We start from the raw sequence: 14538 nt of genomic DNA on the forward strand, positions 1-14538 counted from the left end.
CTCATTATAAGTCCGCAAACTTTGAACAATGTGTTTTCTCAAAGAAAAGACCTTAAGACCGCCAGAGAGTAACGCAATACCGCTTTTTTTTCATCTCTAATACGCCCTCGCTAACAAACTGCTTATTAATAGCTTTTTTTCCGGTTACCTCTTTTCATCCTCGCAGACATGTTTAGCCGTTAATACAAGAGAAACAAAAAACAGTGATCAATTGCCGCTTACGGTGCTATGCTGCGCAAACACTGTTTAGTAAATTAAACAAACCATGAAAACGACTCCTGAACTCTCCTGTGATGTACTGGTCATCGGCAGCGGCGCGGCCGGTCTTTCGGTGGCTTTACGGCTTGCAGACAAACATAAGGTCATTGTTTTAAGCAAGGGTCCCATTAGCGAAGGTTCGACATTTTATGCGCAGGGCGGTATCGCGGCGGTATTTGATGAAACCGATAGCATCGAATCGCATGTGGAAGACACGCTGATTGCCGGTGCCGGGATTGTGGAGCGCCATGCCGCCGAGTTTGTCGCCAGCAACGCGCGCCAGTGTGTCCAGTGGCTTATTGATCAAGGCGTGTTGTTTGATACCGAAGTCGCTGCCAACGGCGAAGCCAGCTACCACCTCACGCGTGAAGGCGGGCATAGTCACCGCCGCATTCTGCATAGCGCCGACGCGACCGGCAAAGAGGTCGAAAACACGCTGGTCACCCAGGCGATTAACCATCCGAACATTCGCGTGCTTGAGCGCTGCAATGCGGTGGACCTGATTATCTCCGACAAAATTGGCCTGGCCGGAACGCGCCGTGTGGTGGGCGCGTGGGTGTGGAACCGTAATAAAGAACAGGTGGAAACCTGCCAGGCAAAAGCTGTGGTACTGGCAACTGGTGGCGCCTCGAAGGTCTATCAGTACACCACCAATCCGGATATCGCCTCCGGGGACGGTATCGCCATGGCCTGGCGTGCGGGCTGTCGGGTGGCGAACCTGGAGTTTAATCAATTTCACCCTACCGCCCTGTTCCACCCGCAGGCGCGCAACTTCCTGCTCACGGAAGCGTTACGCGGTGAAGGCGCACATTTGAAACGCCCGGACGGCACCCGTTTCATGCCAGATTTTGACGCGCGGGGCGAGTTAGCGCCACGCGATGTGGTCGCCCGTGCGATCGATCATGAAATGAAACGCCTCGGCGTCGATTGCATGTATCTCGATATCAGCCATAAACCGGCTGAATTTATCCGTCACCATTTCCCGATGATTTATGAAAAGTTGCTCGGACTTGGCATTGATTTAACCAAAGAGCCTGTTCCGATTGTACCCGCGGCACATTACACCTGCGGCGGCGTCATGATTGACGATCGCGGGCGTACCGACGTCGACGGGCTGTATGCCATTGGGGAAGTGAGCTATAGCGGTTTGCACGGAGCAAACCGCATGGCGTCGAACTCGCTACTGGAGTGTCTGGTCTACGGCTGGTCTGCAGCGGAAGATATCGCCCACCATATACCGCATGCCCAGGCGGTCACGACGTTGCCAGCATGGGATGAAAGTCGCGTGGACGATGCCGATGAACGGGTGATTCTGCAACACAATTGGCACGAATTACGGCTGTTTATGTGGGATTACGTCGGCATTGTGCGCACCACTAAACGCCTTGAACGGGCGCAGCGCCGTATTACGTTGTTGCAGCAGGAAATCGATGAATACTACGCGAACTTCCGTGTTTCGAATAACCTGCTGGAATTGCGCAACCTGGTGCAAGTCGCGGAGTTAATTGTCCGCTGTGCGATGGCGCGCAAAGAGAGCCGCGGGTTGCATTTCACGCTGGATTACCCCGATTTACTGCCGGAATCCGGCCCGACAGTGCTCTCGCCACAAAACTACATAAACAGATAAAACGCCTGGGTCAGCGCAGTGTAGCTCTCTGAGTAACGCTGATCTGGCCCACGGATCACCAGACGATCGGCAAACATTTCGCCATCTCGCGGTGAGAAAGCCAGCAGGACCCGATGCGGCAAGCGGCTTTCTGTTTCAGTCACATCTGTACGCAAACGCAGATGCCAGCCCAGCATTTGCGCTTTGCTGACAAAGGCTTCGCTGATTTCAATCGGCAGAACGACGCAGAAAAATCCCTCTTCCGTAATCAGCGTTGCGCCAATTTCCAGCAAGGACTGATGATCAAGCGTTGTGGTATAGCGCGCTTTATCGCGCTCTGGCGTGGCGCATTGCACCCCTTCGTCAAAATAGGGTGGATTGCTAACAATCAGATCGAAGCGGGCGGTGTTTTCCGTGCTCCACTGGCAGATATCCGCCTGATGCAGGGTAATGCGCTCCGCCCACGGCGAGGCCTGGACATTTTCCTGTGCCTGCCCCGCAGCTTGCTCATCCAGCTCGACGGCATCAATTGTTACTTCTGGCGATGTGCGTTGCGCCAGCATCAGCGCCAGCAGCCCACTGCCGGTACCAATGTCCAGCACATGCCGCGCTTTGGAAACTGGTGCCCACGCGCCTAACATCACCCCATCGGTGCCCACTTTCATGGCACAGCGATCGTGCGCAACAAAAAATTCTTTAAACGTGAAGCCGTCACGGCGCAACTGAGCCTTTGACTGGGACATCTTTACAACCTCGATTCGGAAACCGGTGTAGCATAGGGGAAAGCAAAGCGCCGGAAAAGCAATAAGCAGACAACAGATGAAGATTGCAGCCGTAACGTCTATAATCGGCGCCCCACACAGAGGTAGATCATGACTGTAACGACTTTTTCCGAACTCGAACTTGACGACAGCCTGCTGGACGCGCTCCAGAGTAAAGGCTTTACACGCCCGACCGCCATCCAGGCCGCCGCCATTCCGCCTGCGCTTGAAGGGCGTGATGTCCTCGGTTCCGCCCCTACCGGCACCGGTAAAACGGCGGCATATCTGCTGCCTGCGTTGCAGCACCTTCTGGACTTCCCGCGTAAAAAATCCGGCCCGCCGCGTATCCTGATCCTGACGCCGACCCGCGAACTGGCGATGCAGGTTGCCGATCACGCGCGTGAACTTGCCGCAAACACGCATCTGGATATCGCCACCATTACCGGCGGTGTAGCGTATATGAACCACGCGGAAGTGTTCAGCGAAAACCAGGATATCGTGGTCGCGACCACTGGCCGCCTGCTGCAATATATTAAAGAAGAGAACTTCGACTGCCGCGCGGTAGAAACGCTGATCCTTGACGAAGCAGACCGCATGCTGGACATGGGCTTCGCACAAGATATCGAGCATATTGCCGGTGAAACCCGCTGGCGCAAGCAGACCATGCTGTTCTCCGCGACGCTGGAAGGCGAGGCCATTAAAAATTTTGCTGAGCGCCTGCTGGAAGATCCTGTCGAAGTTTCCGCCACGCCATCAACGCGTGAGCGCAAGAAAATTCACCAGTGGTACTATCGTGCCGATGACGTCGTCCATAAAACCGCGCTGCTGGTACATCTGCTCAAGCAACCTGAAGTTAGCCGCTCTATCGTGTTTGTGCGCAAACGCGAACGTGTGCATGAGCTGGCGAACTGGCTGCGTGAAGCGGGTATCAACAACTGCTATCTCGAAGGTGAGATGGTGCAGGCGAAGCGTAACGAAGCGATCAAACGCCTGACAGAAGGTCGTGTGAATGTGCTGGTCGCCACCGATGTCGCCGCTCGCGGCATTGATATCGATGATGTCAGCCACGTCTTTAACTTCGATCTGCCACGCAGCGGCGATACCTACCTGCACCGCATCGGTCGTACAGGCCGCGCGGGTCGTAAAGGCACCGCGATTTCGCTGGTCGAGGCGCACGATCATCTGCTGCTGGGTAAAATTGGCCGTTATGTTGAAGAGCCGCTGAAGCCACGCGTAATAGATGAATTGCGTGCGAAAACGCGCGCTCCCAGTGAAAAGCTGACAGGCAAACCGTCGAAGAAAGTGCTGGCGAAGCGCGCAGAGAAGAAAAAAGAGAAAGAAAAAGAGAAACCGCGCGTGAAGCAACGCCATCGTGACACCAAAAACATTGGCAAGCGACGTAAGCCGAGCGCTGCAAGTACTGCGCCGCAAAATACAGAAGAGTAAAAAAACGCCGGGATATCCCGGCGTTTTTATGTGTGCCTGAAATTACAGGCTTTCAGTAAAGGTACGAGCAATAACGTCGCGCTGCTGTTCTGGCGTCAGAGAGTTAAAACGCACAGCATAACCGGAGACACGAATCGTCAGCTGTGGGTATTTTTCCGGGTGTTCAACGGCATCAAGCAGTGTTTCACGACGCAGCACGTTAACGTTCAGATGCTGGCCGCCTTCAACGCGCACTTCCGGTTTCACTTCCATCGGAATTTCACGGTATTCGATATCGCCGAGTTTGCTAACCGCAACCACTTCATCTTCTGCATAACCCGCTTTGGCACATACGCAACGAGCTTCGCCTTTGTCGTTATCGAGCAGCCAGAACGAATTCAGCAGGTTGTCATTGGCAGCTTTAGTAATCTGGATACCAGTAATCATGAATAGCCTCCCTTAGGCACATTATTTGATTAGCCGGAATCTTTCCGGCCAATTGGTAAAACCATTGTTGTCTGATTGTTTATATACCAGTCCGACATGCGGCATTCTTTGATTTAAATCAATAAAAACCACACAGTGAAAATGGCTATTGGGGAATATACTTGTTTTATATCAAGTTACGCCAGTCACACCAACTTAAAATTTTTGTAAATTTTAAAAAAATTTTTAGGATTTTCGTTCACGAGCGACAGTGAATTTTGTTCCGGGGAAATAAGCAGTTAAGCTACGGGGAACGAACTTCGCAGGAGAGCGGGATGACCACTTCATTAACATGGCATGATGTGCTGGCAGAAGAAAAACAGCAGCCGTACTTTATTAATACCCTTAGCACGGTGGCGGCTGAACGCCAGTCCGGAATAACCATCTATCCGCCGCAGAAAGATGTGTTCAACGCCTTTCGTTTCACTGAGCTTGGCGATGTCAAAGTTGTGATCCTCGGCCAGGATCCCTACCACGGCCCGGGACAAGCTCACGGTTTGGCGTTTTCTGTTCTTCCGGGCATAGCACCTCCCCCTTCTCTGCTGAATATGTATAAAGAGCTGGAAGCCAGCATCCCGGGTTTTGTGCGCCCGCAACATGGTTATCTCGAAAGCTGGGCGCGTCAGGGCGTGCTGCTACTTAATACCGTACTCACCGTACGCGCCGGTCAGGCGCACTCGCACGCAAGCCTCGGCTGGGAAACCTTCACCGATAAAGTGATTAGCCTGATTAATGAGCACCGCGAAGGCGTGGTCTTTCTGCTTTGGGGTTCGCACGCACAGAAAAAAGGGGCGATTATCGACACAAAACGCCATCATGTTCTGAAAGCACCGCATCCGTCACCGCTCTCCGCGCACCGTGGATTTTTCGGCTGTAACCATTTTGTCCTGGCGAATCAATGGCTGGAAAAACAGGGCGAAACGCCAATCGACTGGATGCCGACACTCCCGGCAGAGAGTAAGTAAAAATCAGCCTCCAGAAAAGACGGCGTTAATTGCCCCCTGGAAGGACTTGAAAAAGCCTCTGCCAGGCTTGTGAAATTGAAATCCAACAGCAATAAAGCAGAGCCCAAAAGGTGTTGATGACCATACCCACAGGGTGTGATTTTCAGCGAGTAGAATAAAAAAATGCCAGCATTACGCTGGCATCTTTTATTGCATATGGCGTTGCGCTATCAGGCTTTATTTTGACGCCACCACTCTGCCAGCAACACGCCGGTTGCGACAGACACGTTGAGGCTTTCAACGTTGCCGGTGCCTTCAATTGAGACGCTTAAATCTGAACGAGACAGCGTCACATCAGACAAACCATCACGCTCCTGACCCAGCACCAGCACCATCTTTTTCGGCAACTCAGCTTTAAACAGCGGCGTTCCGTTGTGGCTGGAAGTCGTCACCAGCGCGTAACCCGCCTGGCGGAACTCTTCCAGCGCATCGACAAAGCTATCGCCGGTGATCGGCTGAACGTGTTCCGCGCCGCCTTCTGCGGTACGGACAGCCGCGCCAGATTCAACCACTGCCGCATCCTGCAATACCACGCCTTTCACACCGAAATGTGCGCAGCTACGCATAATTGCGCCGAGGTTGTGCGGGTTGCCCACATCTTCCAGCGCCAGCACGCAATCTTCTTCTGCGGCATTCGCCACCCATTTCTGGACGCTAAGACCATTACGCTTTTTGATCAGGAAGCATACGCCGCCGTGATGTTCTGTACCGGAGGCTTTCGCCAGTTCGTCTTCATCAACCACATGATACGCTTTACGGTTCGCGGCCATCCAGCGCAGAGCTTCTTTAAAACGCGGGGTCACGCTCTGCACAAACCAGGCGCGGACAATCGATTCAGGACGGCTGCTGAACAGTGCCTGGCAGGCATTTTCGCCATAGACGCGCGTCTCTTCCGCGCGCTGACGGCGCAGCACTTCCGGATCGATAAAACTTTTACCGCTAATACCACCGTGATCCGGTTTTTCCGGCGTTTCGTCGCCCGGCGCACGGGAAACGGTACGCCACGGCGAATCACTTTGGTTACTGAAATTGTCTCGCTGCGGGCGGCCTCTGTCATCACGAGCAGGGCGGCCCCGGTCATCGCGGGCAGAACGACTTCTGTCGTCACGGCCAGCACGACCTTTATCATCGCGGGAGGTGCGACGGTCATCGCCACCGCGCGAAGACGTTCCGCTACGCGCTGGCCCTTTCCCGGTGCGCGGGTTATAGCCACGTTTATCGGAATCATCATCACTGCGGACATACATCACTTTGACCTTGCCGCTTTTATTCTTTAATTCATCGTTCATGCTTTTCTCCACCAGCGCTGCGCGAAGCGCGCAGATTACCTGATGTGCTGGCGCTTAGCCATTAATTCGTTCAAAAGTTATCGGCTATTGTACTCATTGAATAAAACGCGTTGTCGTTTAAAACCTTCTTATCAATAATATGTAACATTGAAGAAACATACCGGCGAAACGCCGCTTTGTACCATCGCTTCCCTGAGGTTAGTTATGAATACCGTATGTGCAAGCTGTCAGGCGCTGAACCGCATTCCTGAAGAAAGAATGAACGACGGCGCGAAATGTGGGCGCTGTGGACATGAGCTGTTCGATGGAGATGTAATCAATGCGACTGGCGAAACCCTGGATAAGCTGCTGAAAGATGACCTGCCTGTGGTTGTCGATTTCTGGGCGCCATGGTGCGGCCCGTGCCGCAACTTCGCGCCGATTTTCGAAGATGTCGCAGAAGAACGCAGCGGTAAAGTGCGCTTTGTAAAAGTTAACACCGAAGCCGAGCGCGAGCTCAGTGCGCGTTTCCGCATTCGCAGTATTCCGACCATTATGCTGTTCAAAAATGGCGAAGTGGTGGACATGCTAAGTGGCGCGATGCCAAAAGCGCCGTTCGACAGCTGGCTTAACGAATCACTGTAATCCTTTCGGGGCGCATCTTGTGCCCCGTTTTCAGCTCTGCGACAATGGCGTTTTTCTTGCGCGACCTTCATGACCAATAACGCTGTTCTCCAACTCCGTGCTGAGCGCCTTGCCCGCTCGACGCGCCCGTTTCTGGCGCGTGGCAACCGTATTCGCCGCTGCCAGCGCTGCTTGCTGCCGCTGAAAAACTGTCTGTGTGATACCTTAAAACCGGCTTGCGCCAACAGCCGCTTTTGCCTGGTCATGTTCGACACCGAGCCAATGAAACCCAGTAATACCGGGCGTTTGATTGCCGATATCCTGCCCGATACGCAGGCTTTTCAGTGGTCGCGTACCGAACCAACGCAAGCGCTTATTGATTTATGTACCAGTGACGAGTACCAACCGATGGTTGTCTTCCCGGCGTCTTACGCGGGCAGTGAACGTCAGGTGTTGAGCGCTCCCGCCGCCGGCAAACCGCCACTGTTTATTATGCTGGATGGCACCTGGACCGAAGCGCGTAAAATGTTTCGCAAAAGCCCCTATCTGGATGCATTACCGGTTATCTCCGTCGATCTGTCACGCGTGTCTGCCTATCGTTTAAGAGAAGCGCATGCAGACGATCAATACTGCACAGCGGAAGTGGCCATTGCCCTGTTGGATCTCGCTGGCGACAGCACCGCAGCGCAAGCGCTCAGCGATCACTTCACCCTGTTCCGCGAGCGTTACCTGGCGGGGAAACCGCATCATCCATCCGCCATCACAGCAAACGCCGTAGAAAACGTTTAATATCATCGGGTCACTCTTTTGCGGAGGCCGGTATGAGCCAACGAGGGCTGGAAGCGTTATTACGTCCCCGATCGATTGCGGTGGTGGGTGCATCCATGAAGCCGGATCGCGCGGGTTTTTTAATGATGCGCAATTTACTGGCAGGCGGTTTCGCCGGTCCTGTCTTACCGGTAACGCCCGCCTATAAAGCAGTTCAGGGTGTTCTGGCGTGGCCGGATGTCGCCAGCCTGCCTTTCACGCCCGATCTTGCGGTGTTGTGTACCCACGCTAAACGTAATTTGACGCTGCTTGAGGCGCTCGGCCAAAAGGGGTGTAAAACCTGCATTATTCTTTCCGCTCCGCCCGAGCAGCATGCCGATTTGCTGGCCTGCGCTGGCCGCTATCAGATGCGGTTGCTTGGCCCGAACAGCCTGGGCTTGCTCGCCCCCTGGCAAGGCCTTAACGCCAGTTTTTCGCCGGTGCCGATTACACGCGGCAAACTGGCGTTTATTTCCCAGTCTGCCGCTGTCTCCAATACCATCCTCGACTGGGCGCAGCAGCGGGAAATGGGGTTTTCTTATTTCATCGCACTCGGCGATAGCCTCGATATTGATGTTGATGAACTGCTCGATTTCCTGGCGCGTGACAGTAAAACCAGCGCTATCCTGCTCTATCTGGAACAGCTAAGTGACGCCCGTCGCTTTGTTTCCGCCGCACGTAGCGCATCACGTAATAAACCGATTCTGGTCATAAAAAGCGGTCGCAGCCCGGAAGCGCAGCGTCTGCTGCATTCCCATGCGGGGCTCGATCCGGCCTGGGATGCGGCAATTCAGCGCGCCGGTTTATTGCGGGTACAGGATACCCATGAGCTTTTTTCCGCCGTCGAAACGCTCAGCCATATGCGCCCGTTGCGCGGCGAACGGTTGATGATCATCAGTAATGGCGCGGCCCCCGCCGCGCTGGCATTGGACGAACTGTGGTCACGCAACGGTAAGCTGGCCACACTGAGTGAAGAGACGATAACGCAGTTGCGCGACGTGCTGCCGGAGTATGTGGAACCCGCTAACCCGCTGGACTTGCGCGATGACGCCAGCAGCGAGCGTTACATCGCCGCGTTGAATATTCTGCTCGACAGCCAGGATTACGATGCGCTGATGGTCATCCACGCGCCCAGCGCCGCAGCGCCCGGCAGCGAAAGCGCGGTGGCGTTAATTGACGCACTGAAAAAACATCCACGCGGGAAATACGTTACCGTATTGACCAACTGGTGCGGAGAGTTTTCCTCGCAGGAAGCGCGGCGTCTGTTCAGCGAAGCCGGGTTGCCTACTTACCGGACGCCTGAAGGCACCATCACGGCCTTTATGCATATGGTGGAATATCGGCGAAACCAGAAGCAGCTACGTGAAACGCCAGCGATCTCAGTGAGCCTGACAGCAGATACCGCCGCAGCACACAACCTTCTGCAACAGGCACTGGCCGATGGCGCATCAACGCTGGATACCCATGAAGTGCAGCCAATTTTACGCGCCTGGGGGCTGCAAACGCTGCCGACCTGGATTGCCAGCGACAGTGCGGAAGCCGTGCATATTGCCGAACAGATTGGCTACCCGGTCGCGCTGAAATTACGCTCTCCCGATATTCCGCATAAGTCGGAAGTCCAGGGGGTAATGCTTTATCTGCGTACCGCGAAAGAGGTGCAGCAGGCTGCTGATGCGATTATCGATCGCGTCAAAATGAACTGGCCGCAGGCGCGCATCCACGGTTTGCAAGTGCAGAGCATGGCGAACCGTGCTGGCGCACAGGAACTGCGTGTCGTGGTAGAACACGATCCGGTTTTTGGCCCGCTGATCATGTTAGGTGAAGGCGGCGTTGAGTGGCGGGCAGAGGATCAAGCCGCTGTGGCGCTTCCGCCACTGAACATAAATCTGGCGCGCTACCTGGTCATTCAGGCGATCAAAAGTAAAAAGATCCGCGGGCGCAGCGCATTACGCACGCTGGATATCGCTGGCCTGAGCCAGTTTTTAGTTCAGGTCTCAAATTTGATTGTCGATTGCCCGGAAATCGAACGGCTCGACATTCACCCTTTGCTGGCTTCCGGCAGCGAATTCACAGCGCTGGATGTCACAATGTCTATTGCGCCCAGCACCGGGAACGGTGAGACGCGTCTTGCGATTCGCCCCTATCCGCAGCATCTGGAAGAACATGTTGAGATGAGAAATGGCGAACAGTGCTTGTTCCGCCCGATTCTTCCCGAGGACGAACCTCAGTTGCAGGCATTTATTGCCAGGGTGACAAAAGAAGATCTCTATTATCGCTACTTTAGCGAGATCAACGAATTTACCCACGATGATTTAGCGAATATGACGCAGATCGACTACGATCGGGAAATGGCCTTCGTGGCCGTGCGCAGCACCGATCAGGGCGAAGAGATTTTGGGCGTAACCCGCGCTATTTCCGATCCGGATAATATCGACGCTGAATTTGCCGTGCTGGTACGATCCGATTTGAAAGGGCTCGGGCTCGGACGACGTTTACTTGAAAAGCTCATCAGTTATACCCGGGATCACGGACTTAAGCGCTTGAATGGTATTACTATGCCCAACAATCGCGGCATGGTGACACTGGCGCGTAAACTGGGATTCGATGTCGATATCCAACTGGAAGATGGCATAGTCGGTTTGTCGCTCCATCTGACACAGACAGAGTAATCCCGAGTAAGGTACTGGAAATGTTGACCACTTTGGCAGGCTCGGTGTTATTATTGCCCGCTTATGTCGTCTGCATGCAACAGAAGACCCTTCAATAAACAGAGAAGAAACGCACTGTGATGTTGTCAAAATTTAAGCGTAATAAACATCAACAACACCTTGCCCAATTACCCAAGATTTCTCAGTCAGCTGATGATATAGAGTTCTTCTATGCTCCTGCTGATTTCAGGGAGACGCTGCTTGCGAAGATAGCCACCGCAACGCGCCGGATCTATATCATTGCCCTGTATCTTGAGCAGGATGATGGCGGGAAAGGAATTCTGAACGCGCTGTATGAAGCAAAACGCCAGCGCCCGGAGCTGGATGTTCGCGTCCTCGTTGACTGGCATCGCGCTCAGCGCGGCCGTATTGGCGCAGCAGCGTCGAATACCAATGCGGACTGGTACTGCCGTCTGGCGCAGGAAAACCCTGGCGTTGTCGTTCCCGTTTACGGCGTGCCGGTTAATACCCGCGAAGCGCTTGGCGTGCTCCACTTCAAAGGCTTTATTATTGATGACTGCGTGCTGTATAGCGGCGCGAGCCTTAACGATGTTTACCTGCATCAGCACGATAAATACCGCTATGACCGTTATCAGTTGATCCGCAATCCGCAGATGGCAGACGTCATGCAAGGCTGGGTTGAGCAGAATCTGATTCAGGGTCGTGGCGTGAACCGCCTTGACGATCCGCTGCGTCCTAAAAGCCCGGAAATCAAAAATGATATCCGCCTGTTCCGCCAGGAATTGCGCGATGCGTCGTACCATTTCCAGGGCGATGCAGATAACGAACAGCTGGCAGTGACTCCGCTGGTTGGTCTGGGTAAATCCAGCCTGCTGAATAAGACGATTTTCCATCTGATGCCGTGCGCAGAGCACAAGCTGACGATTTGTACGCCCTATTTCAACCTGCCGGCGGTACTGGTACGCAATATTATTCAATTGCTGCGCGAGGGGAAAAAAGTCGAAATCATCGTTGGCGATAAGACGGCCAATGACTTTTTCATTCCTGAAGATGAGCCGTTTAAGATTATTGGCGCGTTGCCTTATCTGTATGAGATAAACTTGCGTCGTTTCTTAAGCCGCCTGCAATATTATGTGAATACCGACCAGCTTGTCGTTCGCCTGTGGAAAGATGACGATAACAGTTACCACCTGAAAGGAATGTGGGTCGACGATGAGTGGATCCTGCTCACCGGGAACAACCTGAACCCGCGCGCCTGGCGTCTGGATCTGGAAAACGCGGTGCTCATCCACGATCCAAAACATGAGTTGGCCGCACAGCGTGATAAAGAGCTGGAGCTTATTCGCACGCACACCACAGTGGTAAATCATTACCGCGATTTGCAGAGCATTGCGGATTACCCGGTGAAAGTACGTAAGCTGATACGCCGCCTGCGCCGTATCCGCATTGATAAACTGATTAGCCGCATTCTTTAACCTTAAGCCCCGTCCCTGCGATGGGGCTTTTTTTCAGGTCTTCCAATGAAATACACTTTGCTGGCAACAACGCTGCTGCTGACAGGCTGTAGCCATATGGCTAACGATAGCTGGAGCGGGCAGGATAAAGCACAACATTTTATTGGTTCGGCCATGTTTTCCGCAGCCGGGAATGAATACGCGCAACATCAGGGCATCAGCCGTGACCGAAGTGCGGTATACGGCCTGATGTTTTCTGTCAGCCTTGGCGCATCGAAAGAGTTATGGGATAGCCGCCCGGCAGGGAGCGGCTGGAGCTGGAAAGATTTCGCATGGGATGTTGCCGGTGCCACAACCGGTTTTGCCGTGTGGCAACTGGCAAGATAGACACTAAAGCCGGATGCCTTTCCCTTTACGATGCAGCATCAGGGAAACCAGAAATGCCAATGCGCCCATCACCGTAACGTACCAGAAAAAGCTGCTTTCAAAACCGGCCGATTTGAGCGACAGCGCAACATACTCTGCCGAACCACCAAACAGCGCATTCGCCACGGCATAAGATAACCCGACACCTAGCGCACGAACCTGCGCCGGGAACATCTCGGCTTTCAGGATCCCACTGATTGAGGTGTAGAAACTGACAATCACTAATGCCAGCATGACCAGCGCGAACGCGGCATAAGGCGAAGTGACACTGTGCAATGCGCTGAGAATCGGGACAGTACAGAGCGTGGCAAGACCGCCGAACAGCAACATTGAGGAACGGCGGCCTATCTTGTCCGACAGCGCGCCGATAACGGGTTGAATCAGCATAAAGACAAATAACGCAACTGTCATAATGACGCTGGCAACATTGGCATGCATTCCGGCGGTATTTACCAGATATTTTTGCATATAGGTGGTAAAGGTGTAGAACGCCAGTGAGCCGCCAGCCGTAAAGCCAAGCACCATAATGAAAGCCTTGCGGTTACGCCACAGCCCTGTTAGCGAACCCGCTTCTTTCAGGGCCCGTACCTCCTGCCGTGAGGTTTCATCAAGTTGTCGGCGTAGCCACAGCGCAACAATAGCCAGTGCGGCACCGAGCGCAAACGGAATACGCCATCCCCAGGCACGTAAATCTTCGTCGCTCAGAACCTGCTGCAATACAACCACAACCAACAGAGCCAGCAATTGCCCGCCGATCAACGTGACATACTGAAATGATGCGTAAAATCCTTTACGCCCTTCCACTGCAACTTCGCTCATATAAGTCGCGCTTGTGCCATATTCACCCCCCACTGATAGTCCCTGGAACAGGCGCGCCAGCAGTAATAATGCGGGTGCCCAGGTACCGATGGAGTCATAACCGGGCAGGCAGGCGATGACCAGCGATCCCAGGCACATCATACACACCGAGATGAGCATCGATGCCTTACGTCCGCGCCTGTCAGCGATACGGCCAAATAACCAGCCTCCGATCGGTCGCATCAGGAAGCCTGCAGCAAAAACGCCGGCGGTTTGTAATAACTGAGTTGTCGTGTTGCCTGCGGGGAAAAAGATGTGCGCGAAATAGAGGGAGCAAAAGGAGTAGACATAGAAATCAAACCACTCCACCAGGTTACCTGATGAAGCGCCAATGATCGCCCATACCCTGCGTCGGGTATCGCTACTGGTGAGCGAGTCTCGTGTTGTCACACTGCTTTCTGCCATTCTACTGATACTCCTGCTAAAGATTTTGGAGATATGAACCTTGTGAATATCCATATCCACTCAGCGCAAAGATCAAAATGTTACACATTTGTTATATCACAGGGGTGATTTGCATCACATTTCAACTTAGCAAGGTAAGCAATTCAGAATAGGGCATGTGCGAACTTGAAAAAGCCCCGCGCTTTCGCATGAGGCTTTGTTCCGGACAGGCAGTCACGTCTTTTGTGCACTGGCTCCGGAGGCAGGCTGCTTTTTCCGCCACGCACAGAGGGACTGCTGAAAACCGGTGACCGGCAATCAGCATCCGGCATCCGGCATCCGGCATCGCAGGGCGTGAGTTTCACAGCGCAGAAACGCAAAAAGGCCATCCGTCAGGATGGCCTCTTCACTTGTTTGATGCCTGGCAGTTCCCTACTCTCGCATGGGGAGACCCCACACTACCATCGGCGCTACGGCGTTTCACTTCTGAGTTCGGCATGGGGTCAGG

General features: G+C 53.8%; 12 protein-coding genes and 1 rRNA gene. 8 read left to right on the forward strand and 5 right to left on the reverse strand.

All coding sequences use genetic code 11. The features are described 5' to 3' along the window. The first annotated feature begins 265 nt into the window (after positions 1-265). Positions 266-1885 (forward strand): L-aspartate oxidase, encoded by a 1620-nt coding sequence (gene nadB / locus DFO56_RS15155; RefSeq protein WP_045510502.1) that lies wholly within the window; start codon positions 266-268, stop codon positions 1883-1885. Here the strand turns inward: nadB and DFO56_RS15160 are convergent. Then, the gene (locus tag DFO56_RS15160) at positions 1870-2709 is read right to left on the reverse strand and encodes a tRNA1(Val) (adenine(37)-N6)-methyltransferase (RefSeq protein ID WP_370447819.1); all 840 of its coding nucleotides are present in this window, start codon (positions 2707-2709) and stop codon (positions 1870-1872) included. The two genes, nadB and DFO56_RS15160, sit on opposite strands and share 16 nt — an antisense overlap. A gap of 27 nt (positions 2710-2736) precedes the next feature. Here DFO56_RS15160 and srmB point away from each other — a divergent pair, with 27 nt between their 5' ends. After that, the gene (gene srmB / locus DFO56_RS15165; protein ID WP_045510506.1) at positions 2737-4071 is read left to right on the forward strand and encodes an ATP-dependent RNA helicase SrmB; all 1335 of its coding nucleotides are present in this window, start codon (positions 2737-2739) and stop codon (positions 4069-4071) included. 42 nt (positions 4072-4113) lie between these two features. Here srmB and grcA read toward each other — a convergent pair whose 3' ends face one another. After that, positions 4114-4497: an autonomous glycyl radical cofactor GrcA gene (grcA, locus tag DFO56_RS15170; RefSeq protein WP_020454756.1), complete on the reverse strand. Its 384-nt coding sequence runs from the start codon at positions 4495-4497 to the stop codon at positions 4114-4116. Positions 4498-4811: 314 nt separating this feature from the next. On the opposite strand from grcA, the gene ung reads away from it, so the two are divergent. Then, positions 4812-5501 (forward strand): uracil-DNA glycosylase, encoded by a 690-nt coding sequence (ung, locus tag DFO56_RS15175; protein WP_020454757.1) that lies wholly within the window; start codon positions 4812-4814, stop codon positions 5499-5501. A 209-nt stretch (positions 5502-5710) separates the two neighbouring features. On the opposite strand, the gene DFO56_RS15180 is transcribed toward ung, so the two are convergent. Continuing rightward, the gene (locus tag DFO56_RS15180; RefSeq protein ID WP_045510509.1) at positions 5711-6829 is read right to left on the reverse strand and encodes a tRNA/rRNA methyltransferase; all 1119 of its coding nucleotides are present in this window, start codon (positions 6827-6829) and stop codon (positions 5711-5713) included. 204 nt (positions 6830-7033) lie between these two features. Here DFO56_RS15180 and trxC point away from each other — a divergent pair, with 204 nt between their 5' ends. The 5 genes from trxC (at position 7034) to DFO56_RS15205 (ending at position 12749) form a co-directional block, all read left to right on the forward strand. Then, positions 7034-7453 (forward strand): thioredoxin TrxC, encoded by a 420-nt coding sequence (gene trxC, locus DFO56_RS15185; RefSeq protein ID WP_020454759.1) that lies wholly within the window; start codon positions 7034-7036, stop codon positions 7451-7453. A 69-nt stretch (positions 7454-7522) separates the two neighbouring features. Beyond that, entirely contained in the window at positions 7523-8221 is a 699-nt protein-coding gene (locus DFO56_RS15190) for a tRNA-uridine aminocarboxypropyltransferase (RefSeq protein WP_045510510.1), read from the forward strand. 32 nt (positions 8222-8253) lie between these two features. Continuing rightward, on the forward strand, positions 8254-10908 hold the full coding sequence (gene pat, locus DFO56_RS15195; RefSeq protein ID WP_045510513.1) for a protein lysine acetyltransferase: 2655 nt from the start codon (positions 8254-8256) through the stop codon (positions 10906-10908). Positions 10909-11027: 119 nt separating this feature from the next. Then, on the forward strand, positions 11028-12383 hold the full coding sequence (gene pssA / locus DFO56_RS15200; protein WP_020454762.1) for a CDP-diacylglycerol--serine O-phosphatidyltransferase: 1356 nt from the start codon (positions 11028-11030) through the stop codon (positions 12381-12383). Positions 12384-12428: 45 nt separating this feature from the next. Then, on the forward strand, positions 12429-12749 hold the full coding sequence (locus tag DFO56_RS15205) for a YfiM family lipoprotein (protein ID WP_045510515.1): 321 nt from the start codon (positions 12429-12431) through the stop codon (positions 12747-12749). A 3-nt stretch (positions 12750-12752) separates the two neighbouring features. Here DFO56_RS15205 and DFO56_RS15210 read toward each other — a convergent pair whose 3' ends face one another. Then, entirely contained in the window at positions 12753-14051 is a 1299-nt protein-coding gene (locus DFO56_RS15210) for an MFS transporter (protein ID WP_045510518.1), read from the reverse strand. Positions 14052-14449: 398 nt separating this feature from the next. Continuing rightward, positions 14450-14538 (reverse strand): 5S ribosomal RNA (rrf, locus tag DFO56_RS15215); the annotation flags it as partial.

Source organism: Kosakonia sp. AG348 (assembly GCF_003337365.1).
In the GTDB taxonomy this organism is placed as follows: Bacteria; Pseudomonadota; Gammaproteobacteria; order Enterobacterales; family Enterobacteriaceae; genus Kosakonia.